Source organism: Dickeya poaceiphila, assembly GCF_007858975.2.
GTDB classification, from domain to species: Bacteria; Pseudomonadota; Gammaproteobacteria; order Enterobacterales; family Enterobacteriaceae; genus Dickeya; species Dickeya poaceiphila.
The window spans coordinates 3119776-3134169 of the sequence record NZ_CP042220.2 but is presented as its reverse complement, the minus strand read 5'-3'; the positions used below and the strand labels follow the sequence as shown (position 1 = coordinate 3134169).

General features: G+C 51.2%; 12 protein-coding genes. 9 read left to right on the top strand and 3 right to left on the bottom strand.

The genetic code is table 11. From position 1 onward, the window contains the following. Positions 1-94 precede the first annotated feature (94 nt). The 3 genes from Dpoa569_RS13910 to map all read right to left on the bottom strand — a co-directional run bounded on the left by Dpoa569_RS13910 (position 95) and on the right by map (position 3572). Complete coding sequence (locus Dpoa569_RS13910; RefSeq protein ID WP_146411474.1) at positions 95-1297, bottom strand: IS256 family transposase; 1203 nt, start codon at positions 1295-1297, stop codon at positions 95-97. 46 nt (positions 1298-1343) lie between these two features. Next, positions 1344-2672: an IS4 family transposase gene (locus Dpoa569_RS13905; protein WP_146411471.1), complete on the bottom strand. Its 1329-nt coding sequence runs from the start codon at positions 2670-2672 to the stop codon at positions 1344-1346. 105 nt (positions 2673-2777) lie between these two features. After that, complete coding sequence (map, locus tag Dpoa569_RS13900; RefSeq protein WP_042869141.1) at positions 2778-3572, bottom strand: type I methionyl aminopeptidase; 795 nt, start codon at positions 3570-3572, stop codon at positions 2778-2780. A 362-nt stretch (positions 3573-3934) separates the two neighbouring features. On the opposite strand from map, the gene rpsB reads away from it, so the two are divergent. From rpsB to bamA, 9 genes are all read left to right on the top strand, one after another. Next, positions 3935-4660, top strand: a complete 726-nt coding sequence (rpsB, locus tag Dpoa569_RS13895) for a 30S ribosomal protein S2 (RefSeq protein ID WP_042869143.1) — start codon at positions 3935-3937, stop codon at positions 4658-4660. 125 nt (positions 4661-4785) lie between these two features. Continuing rightward, positions 4786-5643 (top strand): translation elongation factor Ts, encoded by an 858-nt coding sequence (gene tsf, locus Dpoa569_RS13890; RefSeq protein WP_042869146.1) that lies wholly within the window; start codon positions 4786-4788, stop codon positions 5641-5643. 172 nt (positions 5644-5815) lie between these two features. Next, a complete protein-coding gene (gene pyrH, locus Dpoa569_RS13885) occupies positions 5816-6547 on the top strand; it encodes a UMP kinase (protein WP_042869147.1) in 732 nt (243 codons plus the stop codon). A gap of 142 nt (positions 6548-6689) precedes the next feature. Beyond that, entirely contained in the window at positions 6690-7247 is a 558-nt protein-coding gene (gene frr, locus Dpoa569_RS13880; RefSeq protein ID WP_042873828.1) for a ribosome recycling factor, read from the top strand. A gap of 209 nt (positions 7248-7456) precedes the next feature. Next, entirely contained in the window at positions 7457-8650 is a 1194-nt protein-coding gene (ispC, locus tag Dpoa569_RS13875; RefSeq protein ID WP_042869149.1) for a 1-deoxy-D-xylulose-5-phosphate reductoisomerase, read from the top strand. Between the two features lie 182 nt (positions 8651-8832). Continuing rightward, positions 8833-9594: a (2E,6E)-farnesyl-diphosphate-specific ditrans,polycis-undecaprenyl-diphosphate synthase gene (ispU, locus tag Dpoa569_RS13870; protein ID WP_042869151.1), complete on the top strand. Its 762-nt coding sequence runs from the start codon at positions 8833-8835 to the stop codon at positions 9592-9594. A gap of 9 nt (positions 9595-9603) precedes the next feature. Next, positions 9604-10461 (top strand): phosphatidate cytidylyltransferase, encoded by an 858-nt coding sequence (gene cdsA, locus Dpoa569_RS13865; protein ID WP_146411468.1) that lies wholly within the window; start codon positions 9604-9606, stop codon positions 10459-10461. Between the two features lie 22 nt (positions 10462-10483). Then, the gene (gene rseP, locus Dpoa569_RS13860; RefSeq protein WP_146411465.1) at positions 10484-11839 is read left to right on the top strand and encodes a sigma E protease regulator RseP; all 1356 of its coding nucleotides are present in this window, start codon (positions 10484-10486) and stop codon (positions 11837-11839) included. 34 nt (positions 11840-11873) lie between these two features. Next, on the top strand, positions 11874-14288 hold the full coding sequence (gene bamA / locus Dpoa569_RS13855; RefSeq protein ID WP_042869154.1) for an outer membrane protein assembly factor BamA: 2415 nt from the start codon (positions 11874-11876) through the stop codon (positions 14286-14288). Positions 14289-14394 lie beyond the last annotated feature (106 nt).

The following is a 14394-nucleotide window of genomic DNA, read 5'->3' as shown; positions in this document are numbered from 1 at the left end:
TGCGCCACCGTAAACATAAAAAAAGCCGGCAGTAGCCTAATGCCAGTCACTTAAGGTGAGAGAGCGTTCAGAATTCTGTGTCACGTTAAAAATTCTACAACGTCATCACGTTATTTAGTCGCCCTTCAAAATAAATGGCCAACTGTGACAATGTCAAATTCCAGCTCTGGATGGGCATTGTCCATTTTTCCTGTGCGTTCATCGGCCCCAGATAAAGCAGCTTCAACAGACTGTTTTCATTCGGGAAAGCACCTTTGGTTTTGGTCAGCTTCCTGAACTGTCTGTGCACCGATTCGATAGCATTTGTGGTGTAAATGACTTTGCGGATATTTGCCGGATAGCGGAAGTACGCTGACAGATTGTCCCACTTGCGTCGCCACGACTGGAGCACCACCGGATACTGCAACCCCCATTTCGCTTCCAGCTCATCCAGTGCCATTTCGGCCGCTTCTTTTGACACTGCACGGTAGACTGGCTTCAGGTCGGTCATGAAGGCTTTATGGTGCTTTGAGGCCACATATTTAATCGAATTGCGTATCTGATGAATGACGCACAACTGCACTTCCGTCTGCGGATAAATGCTGTTTATTGCCTCTGGGAAGCCGGTCAGCCCGTCCACGCAGGCAATCAGAATGTCTTTAACACCGCGATTTTGCAGGTCGCTTAATACCGACAGCCAGAAGTTAGCCCCCTCACTTTCTGACAGATACAGGCCCAGAACTTCCTTTTTACCTTCCAGATTCAGGGCCAGCACGGTGTAAACCGCTTTGCTCTGATAGCGGCCATCTTCCCGAATTTTATAGTGAATAGCGTCCAGCCAGACGAAGGGATAAACCTGCTCCAGCGGGCGCTGTTGCCACTGTTTTAGTTCAGGGATGACTTTATCGGTTACTGCACTGATGGTGGCAGTGGACACGCTGAAGGCATATAAATCTTCGATCTCCCGGCTAATGTCCTGATAGCTCATCCCCAGTGCAAACAGGCGAATGATCTTGTGTTCGATCTCGTCGGATAACGTGGTCTGATGTTTTTTCACCAACTGGGGTTCAAAAGTGCCATTACGATCGCGCGGAGTCGCCAGTTCGAAGCTGCCCGTCGGGGCTTTAATGGTCTTTTTGCCGGAGCCATTTTTACGGTTAGCTTCAACGTCCTGAGCCAGATGTGAGTCCAGTTCCGCAGACAGGGCAGCTTCCGTTAACTGTTTGATTAAAGGCGTTAAGATACCATCTTTGCCCGTTAATGCCTGACCAGACTGGAGGGCTTTAAGCGCTTTATCGAAATCGAAGGGCTGGGACATATGTCATTCCTTTTTGATTGTATATTACCGGAATGACACAGAATTTCTAACACTCCCTAAGGTGACTGGCATTGTTTTTAAAAGGGTATTTGGGCTTTTTTTGCCTCACTTCTCTTTCATACTCCCGCTCCCGTCTCGGCGGCAGTTTCAGCATCGCGGCATTGCTGTAGAAGTGCTTCAGGTGTCCCGGCACTGCTCCCGGTGAGGACCATGGCAGCCCGATTAACAGCCGCATGATTTCTGCCACCGAACCACTGAAGCTCAGCTGATACGGCAGATAATCTCCTTTCAGGCTGAACGCCATTTTCACCATCTGATACCGCACCAGGTTGTATGTCAGCAGTATCCCCCACAGCTCCTGTCTCACCATCTCCGGTAATTTACTTCTCAGCGTCCAGCGGTTGCCGCACAACAACTGCTTCGCCTCACGATACCCCAGTTCGATTTCCCACCGGTGTTTGTAGAGTTCTGCTATGTCTGCCGCCGGGTAACGCATCGCGTCCGTCATCGAGGTGACAACCTGACGTTCCACACCGTTAACCTTCCTCCTGATTAACCGGACAGTGAGCTCATCCGGCAGACCTTCCCACTGTTTTCTTGCCTGTGGCGAGGTCTTCAGTGTTATCAGTTCATCCTGCCTGCCCAGTCTGCGTATCACCTCATACTGCGTGCCCTTTTTCAGCGGCAACAACCAGTGGCGGTTCTCACCTGCCCTGTGCCAGTCATGCAGCAGGCCTGTTGACCAGAAGCCCCTGTCGAACAACGTCACGCTATTATCCGGTGCCTGCTTTGCCAGTCCTGCCGCCAGCCGCATCTCATTAACGTCATACCGGCCCATCACGCTGGCGCGCAGCAGGTGACTGCTCAGTTCCATCAGACACACCATGCGGACCTGCGGGAAGCCTTTTTCACCGTACTGATTTTCCGCTTTCGCGAAGGCCGCGGCATTGTCCGGTGTGTCGGGCGTTCGCCAGACCACGCCATCAACGGCGTTCAGCGTCAGCCCGTTCCAGAGCGGATGCCGGGATTCTTCATGCCAGTGCTGTTGTGTCAGTTCGAACAGAACTCTAATGGCATCCTCACCCAGCGTTTTGCGGCGGGCAATGACGGAGCTGGGTGCGGTAAAAGGTCTGCCAGTCCGGTCAGCGATGTCCATCAGATTGACGATATGGGACACAGGCTTGTTGTTGAAAATAGCCATACCTATAACCAGCCAGACCATGGATTCGAGGGGAAGCTTACGCTTACGTAGCGTCACGGTATCCGTGAGGGTAAAGGCCTGCTGAATAAGGTCGGGGGAAAGGAGGTCGGCAAGACTCTGAACTTCATCGGGAGCGGTAAGATTGATAATGCCGAGGGCCTGTGAAAGTTCCATTAAAAAGGGTCCATGTGAAGACATGAACCCTTTTTACATCAGCCACCGGATCGGTCAACCGATCCTTAAACGATCGGCATTAGGCAGTAGCCGGCTTATGCTCAATTATTCCTGATGCGTGATGATGTTGGGGATAGTGTCATCCTTACGCAACGTCATTATTTCGCAGCCGTTTTCCGTCACCACAATAGTATGCTCGTATTGTGCCGACAAGCTGCGGTCTTTGGTTTTTACCGTCCAGCCGTCTTTCATGGTGCGAATACGGTAATCACCAGCGTTGACCATCGGTTCCACGGTAAACACCATGCCCGGCTGCAACACCACGCCGCCGTCGTCGGCGTCATAATGCAATACTTGTGGTTCTTCATGGAAACCACGACCGATGCCATGGCCACAATATTCGCGCACCACGGAAAAATCCTGTGCCTCTACGTACTTCTGAATTTCGCGGCCAAGCGTGCGTAACCGGATGCCTGGTTTAATCATCCGCAGTGCCAGATACAGGCTTTCCTGGGCTACTTTGCACAGACGCTCTCCTTGAATGGTCGGCTTGCCGACGATGAACATTTTGGAGGTATCGCCGTGAAAATCGTCTTTGATCACCGTGACATCAATGTTGACGATGTCGCCCTCTTTGAGGATTTTCTCATCGCTTGGAATACCATGGCATACCACTTCGTTGACTGAAATGCAGACGGATTTAGGGAAGCCGTGGTAGCCGAGGCAGGCGGAAATCGCGTTTTGCTTGTTAGTGATGTGGTCATGGCAGATTCGGTCTAGCTCGCCGGTACTCACACCCGGCACCACGTATGGTTCGATGATTTCCAGCACTTCAGCCGCCAGACGACCAGCCACACGCATTTTTTCGATATCTTCAGAGGTTTTGATTGAGATTGCCATTGATTTCAGTCCACAGGTATCGCCGCATCCGACGAAAGAGGGTCAATAAATAGTGATTTATGGTATCAGCCCAGCCTGACACTGCCAAATCATCATTCCGTCACGGCATTGTCATCCCCGGTTCAGGCCGTTGCGGTAGAATGCAACAAAAGTTGGTGTCCATGGGCGGTTTATGGTATAAAGCGCGCCGGTGTTCCGGCTGGTATTCGGGCAACTGGGTATTGGCTGGTTCAAACTGAACTCATATGTGTATAACACACACGTGTCGACACATTCGCCGGGGTGCCGGAGTGGTTTCCATTCTGGTCGGCGCAATGGGGCACGTGGAGGCATAACCCCATACTTAATCTATAGAGGTAATCATGGCAACTGTTTCCATGCGCGATTTGCTCAAGGCTGGCGCACACTTTGGTCACCAGAAACGTTTCAGAAATCCGAAAACTAAAGCGTTCGTTTTCGGCACTCGTAACAAAGTTGATATCATCAACCTTGAGAAAACGGTACCGATGTTCAATGAAGCTCTGGCTGAATTGAGCAAAATTTCTTCCCGTAAGGGCAAGATCCTGTTTGTTGGTACCAAACGCGCAGCAAGCGAAGCGGTAAAAGAAGCTGCTATCAACTGCGACCAGTTCTTTGTGAACCATCGTTGGTTGGGCGGTATGCTGACTAACTGGAAAACCGTTCGTCAGTCTATCAAACGTTTGAAAGACCTGGAAACTCAGGCTCAAGACGGCACATTCGACAAGCTGACCAAAAAAGAAGCGCTGTTGCGCACCCGTGAACTGGACAAGCTGGAAAACAGCCTGGGCGGTATCAAAGACATGGGCGGCCTGCCTGATGCGCTGTTCGTTATCGACGCCGATCACGAACACATTGCTATCAAAGAAGCAAACAATCTGGGTATTCCGGTATTTGCAATTGTTGATACCAACTCTGATCCGGATGGTGTTGATTACATCATCCCTGGTAACGATGACGCCATCCGTGCAATCAGCCTGTACCTGAGTGCTGTTGCCACCGCTGTCCGTGAAGGCCGTTCTCAGGATCTGGCTATTCAGGCAGAAGAGAGCTTCGTCGAAGCTGAATAATAAGGCCAGCTCTGTTGAGCCCTTATTAACCAGGTATTGACATATGTTGGTTAGGGGGCCTTGTCAGGCCCCTTTTTTACTTATCTCTTACTTATCTCTGCCACGAGATAACCGAGGAAAAGATAATGGCTGAAATTACCGCTGCCCTGGTAAAAGAACTGCGCGAACGTACCGGCGCAGGCATGATGGAATGTAAAAAAGCTCTGGTTGAAGCTAACGGCGACATCGAGCTGGCAATCGACAACATGCGTAAATCTGGCCAGGCTAAAGCTGCGAAAAAAGCAGGTCGCGTTGCCGCTGAAGGCGTGATCCTGACCAAAATTGCTGCCGATGGCAAATACGGCGTCATCGTTGAACTGAACTGCGAAACCGACTTCGTAGCAAAAGACGCTGGCTTCAAAGCATTTGGCGAAGAAGTTGCTAACGCGGCGCTGAACGAGCGCATCACCGATGTTGAAGTTTTGAAAGCGAAATTCGAAGAGCAGCGTACCGCGCTGGTAGCGAAAATCGGTGAAAACATCAATATTCGTCGCATCGCTGTGCTGACTGGCGATGCACTGGGTTCCTATATGCACGGTGCCCGTATTGGTGTGATGGTATCTGCTAGCGGCGCTGATGAAGAGCTGATCAAGCACATCGCCATGCACATTGCTGCCAGCAAACCGGAATATGTCAATGCCGAAGACGTACCGGCTGACGTGGTTGCTCGTGAGCATCAGATCCAGTTGGACATTGCCATGCAATCTGGCAAGCCGCGCGAAATCGCAGAGAAAATGGTTGAAGGCCGTATGCGCAAATTCACTGGCGAGATCTCTCTCACCGGCCAGAATTTTGTGATGGACCCGAACAAAACCGTTGGTCAACTGCTGAAAGAGCACAATGCTTCCGTCAGCAGCTTTATTCGCTATGAAGTGGGTGAAGGTATTGAGAAAGCTGAAGTTGACTTTGCTGCTGAAGTCGCAGCAATGAGCAAGCAGTCTTAATAAAAAAAGGAACCGCCACTTGGCGGTTCCTTTTTATCCAGCCAAACTATTCGCGATATCCGTAATTCGTGATACAAGCAATTTCATGGCATCTGGCAACACCGTCTGCGGTGCGCCGGGTGTGGCAGTAATAACCCCCAGTACGATGACAGCCTGTTAGGACAAGAACACCATGGCAACCAACGCAAAACCCGTATATCAACGTATTCTGCTGAAGCTGAGTGGCGAAGCACTTCAGGGAGCTGAAGGTTTCGGTATCGATGCGAGTATCCTTGATCGTATGGCCCAGGAAATAAAAGAGTTGGTTGAACTGGGTATTCAGGTCGGTGTGGTTATTGGCGGCGGCAACCTGTTCCGCGGTGCTGGTTTGGCTAAAGCAGGCATGAACCGTGTGGTGGGTGACCATATGGGGATGTTGGCAACTGTGATGAACGGTCTGGCGATGCGCGATTCGCTACATCGTGCTTATGTTAACGCTCGTCTGATGTCGGCCATTCCGCTTAATGGCGTGTGCGACAACTACAGCTGGGCTGAAGCCATCAGCCTGTTGCGTAACAACCGCGTTGTGATTTTCTCGGCGGGCACCGGCAACCCTTTCTTTACCACCGACTCTGCTGCCTGCCTGCGCGGGATTGAAATCGAAGCAGATGTAGTGCTGAAAGCGACCAAAGTCGATGGGGTATTCTCTGCTGATCCGGTCAAAGATCCCAATGCAACGCTCTACGAATCGCTGACTTATCATGAAGTGCTTGAGCGCGAACTCAAAGTCATGGATCTGGCTGCCTTTACGCTGGCACGCGACCATAACCTGCCGATTCGTGTATTTAATATGAACAAGCCAGGGGCGCTGCGTCGTGTTGTTATGGGTGAAAAAGAAGGCACGTTGATCAGTAATAACAGCTGACGCCTAATTTAAGGTAATATCTTGTTTTGGTGACACAAGATTGCGCCATATATCGCCAGCTTGCTGCTGGTAATCGATGATTCGCTGGGTCATGCAAGGCGAGCGTGACCTGACTGGCAACCAGTTTTCAAGGGTTCACAACGTGATTAATGAAATCAGAAAAGACGCTGAAACACGCATGGATAAATGCGTAGACGCTTTCAAGAATCAGATCAGCAAAGTGCGTACCGGTCGTGCGTCCCCCTCGCTTCTGGACGGTATTAATGTGGAGTATTACGGTAGCGCAACCCCGTTACGCCAGTTAGCCAATATCGTGGTGGAAGATTCGCGTACGCTGGCTGTCACTGTATTTGACCGGACAATGGGACCGGCGGTGGAAAAAGCCATCATGGCATCTGATCTGGGGCTGAATCCGATGTCTGCCGGTACGGTTATCCGTGTTCCTCTGCCTCCGTTGACGGAAGAGCGCCGTAAAGACCTGATCAAGGTGGTACGCGGTGAAGCAGAACAGGGGCGTGTGGCTGTGCGTAACGTTCGTCGTGATGCGAATGACAAGCTAAAAGCGCAACTGAAAGATAAAACTATTAGTGAAGATGAAGAACGCCGTGCTCAGGACGACGTCCAGAAGTTGACTGACGGCTTTATCAAAAAAATTGACGCCGCTCTGGCGGAGAAAGAAAAAGAGCTGATGGATTTCTGATTCGTCAATTCGATGAAGCGCCGCTGGCAGGTGTGCTGGGTTTGTCCCGCCCTTATCCGCGGCGTTTTGCTTTTTTCACTTCAGCTTTTTGATGTGGGATGTTTTGCGTAACGTCACGCATTTTCATACTAGCCTTATCGACAGGTCGGCGCTGACGTTACAGACTGGCACCTCGCCTGTAATCAAACCCGTTTTATCAGGTCATATTCATGAAGCAACTGACAATCCTCGGCTCCACCGGCTCTATTGGCGTTAGCTCCCTTGCTGTAGTCAGAGCCAATCCAGACAAGTTTTCAATAATGGCACTGGTCGCTGGACGCAACGTTTCCATGATGGTAGAGCAGTGCCTGGAGTTCTGTCCGGCTTACGCCTCCATGGCTGATGAGAATTCGGCACGAGAACTCCGCATCCGTCTACGTGATGCCGGCAGTCAGACGACCGTGCTGTCAGGCGCTCATGCTGCCTGCGAACTGGCTGCGTTGGATGAGGTTGATCAAGTGATGGCGGCGATTGTTGGAGCAGCCGGTTTGCTGCCGGCATTGTCCGCGATTCGTGCCGGCAAACAAGTTCTGTTGGCCAATAAAGAATCGTTGGTGACCTGTGGCCGTCTGTTTATGGAAGAGGTGTCGAAAAACGGGGCGCAGTTGTTGCCGGTCGATAGTGAACATAGTGCGATTTTTCAGAGTTTACCTGAGCCAATCCAGCGGCAACTGGGATATGCTTCCTTAGCGCAATACGGAGTTGAGCGGGTGGTTCTGACCGGTTCGGGTGGGCCATTTCGTGAAATTCCGTTTGCCGCGTTGGATTGTGTCACTCCTGAGCAGGCGTGTGCCCATCCAAACTGGTCAATGGGGCGAAAGATTTCGGTGGATTCCGCCACCATGATGAATAAGGGACTGGAGTATATCGAGGCGCGCTGGCTGTTTAATGCCTCGGAAGCACAGATGGAAGTGGTTATCCATCCTCAATCAGTCATCCATTCCATGGTGCGTTACCGGGATGGCAGTGTCTTGGCGCAATTGGGTACGCCCGATATGCGGACCCCAATAGCCTTTGCAATGGCTTACCCTGAGCGTGTCTTTTCCGGTGCGCCGGCACTTGATTTTTGCCAGTTAGGGGCGTTGACCTTTTCTGCGCCGGATTTCCAGCGGTATCCTTGTCTGCGTCTGGCTATGGATGCATGTAATCAGGGACAAGCCGCCACAACGGCGCTCAATGCGGCAAATGAAATTGCGGTTGCGGCATTTTTACAATCCGGTATCCGTTTTACCGATATCGCCGTAGTCAATCAGAGCGTGATGGAACAGTTGACATTACCTGAGCCGCAAAGCGTTGATGATGTATTGTCTATCGATACCTGGGCAAGACAAGCCGCGGAAAATATGCTGCGGCGTTATCAGTAACCTTACGCTGGTGTGTTTGTTCACATGCGCCTGAAATGGTATAGTCTGCGCCGCTTGATGCTGATGGTTATTAATAAAAGCCACAGTGATGAAAAGTTGTGTGTGCACAGCTTTTTTTATGCTGTCAGGTTCGGCTGTGACTGGAATAATCCTTTTCTTGCTCGAGGAAATCAATACACGCTATGCCCTCAGAAAATCAACACGGTAGTCAGCAGTCGTTAGCTAACGGCCCACGCCATGTAGCGATAATTATGGATGGTAATGGCCGCTGGGCTAAGCAGAGGGGAAAGCTGCGGATCTTCGGTCATCAGGCAGGAGTGAAGTCAGTGCGCCGGGCGATTAGTTACGCGGTCGACAAGAACCTTGAAGCCTTGACGCTATACGCATTCAGCAGTGAAAACTGGAACCGTCCGGCACAGGAAGTCTCTGCGCTGATGGAACTGTTTGTGCGCGTATTGAATAACGAAGTCAAAAACCTGCACAAGCACAATGTCCGTTTGAGAGTTATCGGTGATATTAGCCGATTCAGTAGCCGATTACAGGGACTGATTCAACGCTCCGAAGCGATGACAGAAAATAATACGGGCCTTACTCTGAATATTGCCGCGAATTATGGCGGACGTTGGGATATTATCCACGGGGTCAGGAAAATCGCCGAACAGGTTCAGGAAGGATTACTGCGTCCTGATACTATTGATGAATCGACTTTGAGTCGTTACATGAGCCTGAACGATCTGGCCCCGGTTGATTTGCTAATAAGAACGAGTGGAGAACATCGCATTAGTAATTTCCTGCTGTGGCAGATTGCGTATGCAGAACTTTATTTTACCGATGTTCTCTGGCCGGATTTTGACGAACAAACCTTTGAAGGTGCTATTCATGCCTTTGCTCAACGTGAGCGTCGCTTTGGGGGAACCACGCCTGACGATGCAGATGCATCGTAGGGGGTATTTTTGCTGAAGTATCGCCTGATTACTGCGCTGATTCTGATTCCTTTAGTTATTGCGGCGCTTTTTTTCCTGCCGCCGTTGGGGTTTTCTCTGGTGACGCTGGTGGTCTGTATGCTGGCAGCTTGGGAATGGGGCCAACTGGCTGGTATGGTTTCTTACACACAACGGATCTGGCTTGCCATCGCCTGCGGTTTTCTGTTGGCGGCGATGATGCTGACTCTGCCTGACTATCACTACTCTGTTGCGTTTATACCGGTTTGCCTGTCTCTATGGCTCTCTCTGTTCTGGTGGGGAGTCGCGTTGTTGATGGTGTTGTTCTATCCGTCGTCTGCTGCAATGTGGCGCCATTCCCAGGTACTGCGTCTATGCTTTGGCCTGTTAACTATTGTGCCTTTTTTTTGGGGCATGGTGGCGCTTCGACAGCTCGATTATGAAAACAATCCTTTCAGTGGTGCCTGGTGGTTACTGTATGTCATGGTGCTGGTGTGGGGAGCGGATAGTGGTGCCTACCTGTTTGGCAAGCTGTTTGGACGGCGCAAGCTGGCGCCGAAGGTATCGCCAGGAAAAACCTGGGAGGGCGCTATCGGCGGGCTGGCAACATCAGCAATGATTGCGTTACTGTTTAGTCACTATGCGCCGTTGTCTGTTTCAACCGTTGCCCTGCTGGTTTGCTCTGTTGTAGCTACGTTGGCTTCAGTATTGGGCGATCTGACCGAAAGCATGTTCAAGCGCGAAGCGGGCATCAAGGACAGCAGTCACCTTATTCCGGGGCATGGTGGGGTACTGGATCGTATTGACAGCCTGACTGCTGCTATACCGGTATTTGCCTGCCTGATGCTGCTGCTGTTCAAAGCTGTTTAGGAGTACAACGTAGAGTCGGTTTATGCTGAATATTCTCTGGAACCTGGCTGCATTTGTCGTCGCACTTGGTGTGCTTATTACTGTGCATGAATTTGGGCATTTCTGGGTTGCCCGCCGTTGTGGTGTTCGTGTCGAGCGTTTTTCCATCGGCTTTGGTAAGTCAGTGTGGCGTCGTCATGATCGGCAGGGTACCGAGTATGTCATCGCACTGATCCCACTAGGCGGTTATGTGAAAATGCTTGATGGCCGCGTTGATGATGTGCCTACAGAGCTTCAGCATCAGGCATTCAATCATAAAACAGTCTGGCAACGTGCTGCGATTATTAGTGCCGGGCCGATTGCTAATTTCGTATTCGCTGTCATTGCCTACTGGCTGGTGTTCATCATTGGTGTACCTGGGGTACGCCCTGTGGTTGGCGAGATTTTGCCCGGTTCGATTGCTGCTCAGGCTCAAATTTCGCCGGGAATGGAACTAAAGTCGATTGATGGCATCGAAACGCCTGACTGGGATAGCGCGCGTCTGGCCCTGATTGGCAGGATTGGCGAACCTGACGTGGTGATTGAAACCGCTCCGTTAGGGGCAGAGAAAACCGAAAGCAAGCGACTTGAACTGCAACGTTGGCATTTCGATCCGGAAAAGCAAGATCCAGCGATTTCGCTGGGGATTGTACCTAAAGGCCCGCAGGTTGAAGCGGTATTGACTCAGGTCCAGCCTCGTTCTGCGGCTGAAAAAGCGGGTTTGCAAGTCGGCGATAGGATCGTTAAAGTCGATGGTCAGTTGTTGGCTCGCTGGCAGCAGTTTGTCATTGCCGTGCGTGATAACCCAGGTAAGCCGATTGCGCTGGAGGTGGAAAGAGGAGGGAATATACAGCCCGTAACTCTGACGCCTGATGGCAAAACGGTGGCTAAAGGGCGGCTGGAAGGGTTTGCCGGCGTGGTGCCGAAAGTCACTCCGTTGCCTGATGAATATAAAACTGTACGCCAGTATGGGCCGTTCAGTGCCGTCTATGAAGCTGGGAATAAAACCTGGCAACTGATGAAACTGACAGTCAGTATGCTGGGTAAGTTGATTACCGGTGACGTGAAGCTGAATAACCTGAGCGGCCCTATCTCCATCGCGCAGGGAGCAGGCATGTCAGCAGATTATGGATTGGTGTATTACCTGATGTTTTTGGCGTTGATCAGCGTCAATCTGGGGATTATCAATCTGTTCCCTCTGCCGGTACTGGATGGTGGTCATCTGCTCTTTCTGGCTATCGAAAAGCTAAAGGGTGGACCGGTTTCCGAGCGTGTGCAGGACGTGAGTTATCGCATTGGCACGGTGTTGCTGGTGATGTTAATGGGACTTGCACTTTTCAATGATTTCTCCCGCCTTTAGGTGTGGATTAGGTTAGGAAAAACGCATAACAACGATGGCGATGAAAAAGTTGCTCATAGCGTCGCTGCTGTTTAGCAGCGCCACCGTATACGGTGCAGACGGGTTCGTAGTGAAAGATATTCATTTCGAGGGCCTGCAGCGGGTTGCTGTCGGTGCGGCATTGCTCAGTATGCCTGTTCGAGTGGGAGATACCATCACTGACGAGGATATCGGTAACACTATTCGGGCATTGTTTGCAACCGGGAACTTCGAAGATGTCCGTGTCCTGCGTGATGGAAACTCGTTGCTGATTCAGGTCAAAGAACGCCCGACCATTGCCAGCCTGACCTTCTCCGGCAACAAAGCGGTGAAGGAAGAGATGCTCAAGGAGAATCTGGAAGCATCGGGTGTGCGTGTTGGCGAGGCGTTGGACCGCACCACCCTGTCCAATATCGAGAAAGGGCTGGAAGATTTCTATTACAGTGCGGGCAAATACAGCGCCACGGTCAAGGCGGTGGTGACGCCGTTGCCCCGCAATCGTGTTGATCTCAAGTTGGTGTTTACTGAAGGGGTATCCGCCAAAATCCAGCAGATCAACATCGTTGGCAACAAATCCTTCAATTCGGATGAATTGATTTCTCGTTTTCAGCTACGTGATGAAGTGCCGTGGTGGAACGTGGTCGGGGATCGCAAATACGAGAAACAGAAGCTGTCTGGCGACCTGGAAACCCTGCGCAGTTTTTATCTCGACCGCGGCTACGCACGTTTTAGCATTGATTCCACTCAGGTTAGCCTGACACCGGACAAAAAAGGTATTTACATCACCATCAACGTTACCGAAGGCAATCAGTATAAGCTCTCCGGGGTGGTGGTACGTGGCAACCTGGTGGGTCATGCCACTGAAATTGAAGATTTAACCCGCATCCAGCCAGGGGAGCTGTATAACGGCACCAAAGTAACCCGGATGGAAGAGGACATCAAAAAATTGCTGGGACGCTATGGCTATGCCTATCCTCGCGTGGTGACTCAACCGGAAATCAACGATACCGACAAAACGGTGCGGTTAAATATTAATGTGGATGCCGGCAACCGCTTTACGGTACGCCGCATCCGCTTTGAAGGAAACGATGTATCCAAGGATTCTGTGCTGCGTCGTGAAATGCGTCAGATGGAGGGCGGCTGGCTTGGCAACGATCTGGTAGAGCAGGGTAAAGAACGACTGAACCGCCTTGGCTATTTCGAAAGTGTAGATACGGAAACCCAGCGCGTGCCGGGAACACCGGATCAGGTGGACGTAGTGTATAAGGTCAAGGAACGTAACACCGGTAGCCTGAACTTCGGTATCGGCTTTGGTACCGAAAGCGGTGTCAGCTTCCAGGCCGGCGTTCAGCAAGATAACTGGCTGGGAACCGGTAATTCGGTCGGGATTAGCGGGACCCGCAACGATTATCAGACCTATGTCGAACTGTCGATGACTGACCCGTACTTTACGGTGGATGGCGTAAGTCTCGGTGGTCGAATTTTCTACAATAACTTTAAAGCATTAAATGCAGACCTGGCTGATTACACCAACCAGAGTTATGGTGTGGGTACAACGCTGGGCTTTCCTGTCAATGAGAACAACTCGCTGCGCGTTGGTTTGGATTACGTGCATAACTCGTTGTCGGATATGAAGCCACAGGTGGCGATGTGGCGCTATCTGAACAAAGTCGGCGTAGATCCGGATGCAACGACATCAAGCGCCAGCTTTAGTGCCAATGATTTCTTCCTGACGCCTGGCTGGACTTACAATAATCTTGACCGTGGTTACTTCCCGACAGCGGGTAGCCGTATCAACCTGAATACCAAGGTAACGGTGCCGGGGTCGGACAATGAATACTATAAACTGACCTTCGATTCGACGAGTTATTTCCCTCTCAGCGAAAATCACAACTGGGTGCTGATGGCGAGAACTAAAGCTGGTTATGGCGATGGGCTGGGTGGTAAAGAAGTACCGTTCTATGACAACTTCTTTGCCGGTGGCTCTAACACCGTACGTGGCTTCCGTTCCAATACCATTGGTCCGAAAGCGGCGTACTATACTGGGTGTGGCACATCAAGTGTGTCGTCTTGCAGTATTGACCCGTCTAAAATGACGGATGCGGTAGGCGGTAATGCGATGGCGGTTGCCAGCGCGGAGTTCATCGTGCCGACACCGTTTATCAGTGACAAGTATGCCAGCTCTGTACGTACCTCTTTCTTCGTCGATGCTGGTACAGTATGGGATACTCACTGGGAAAACACTGCCCAGACACTGGCGGCGGGTGTGCCAGACTACAGCAAACCTGGCAATATCCGTATGTCTTCAGGTCTTGCTGTGCAATGGGTGTCACCACTGGGACCGTTGGTATTCTCGTATGCTCAGCCGTTTAAGAAATACGAGGGAGATCGCTCCGAGCAGTTCCAGTTTAACATCGGTAAAACCTGGTAAGCCGAAGTATCTGGTGTTTGGGTTGGACCAAGACGATGTACCGGTATCTGGTGGTGATTTGAGCATACAGCTTGACTGCCGATACCGTGATTATGATAAGCGCAAT

Bases quoted from the DNA above. Each gene is read 5' to 3' on its own strand.
- ispC (WP_042869149.1), top strand. From the start codon at position 7,457: ATGAAGCAACTGACAATCCTCGGCTCCACCGGCTCTATTGGCGTTAGC.
- map (WP_042869141.1), bottom strand. From the start codon at position 3,572: ATGGCAATCTCAATCAAAACCTCTGAAGATATCGAAAAAATGCGTGTG.
- ispU (WP_042869151.1), top strand. From the start codon at position 8,833: ATGCCCTCAGAAAATCAACACGGTAGTCAGCAGTCGTTAGCTAACGGC.
- Dpoa569_RS13905 (WP_146411471.1), bottom strand. From the start codon at position 2,672: ATGGAACTTTCACAGGCCCTCGGCATTATCAATCTTACCGCTCCCGAT.
- pyrH (WP_042869147.1), top strand. From the start codon at position 5,816: ATGGCAACCAACGCAAAACCCGTATATCAACGTATTCTGCTGAAGCTG.
- rpsB (WP_042869143.1), top strand. From the start codon at position 3,935: ATGGCAACTGTTTCCATGCGCGATTTGCTCAAGGCTGGCGCACACTTT.
- rseP (WP_146411465.1), top strand. From the start codon at position 10,484: ATGCTGAATATTCTCTGGAACCTGGCTGCATTTGTCGTCGCACTTGGT.
- tsf (WP_042869146.1), top strand. From the start codon at position 4,786: ATGGCTGAAATTACCGCTGCCCTGGTAAAAGAACTGCGCGAACGTACC.
- bamA (WP_042869154.1), top strand. From the start codon at position 11,874: ATGGCGATGAAAAAGTTGCTCATAGCGTCGCTGCTGTTTAGCAGCGCC.
- Dpoa569_RS13910 (WP_146411474.1), bottom strand. From the start codon at position 1,297: ATGTCCCAGCCCTTCGATTTCGATAAAGCGCTTAAAGCCCTCCAGTCT.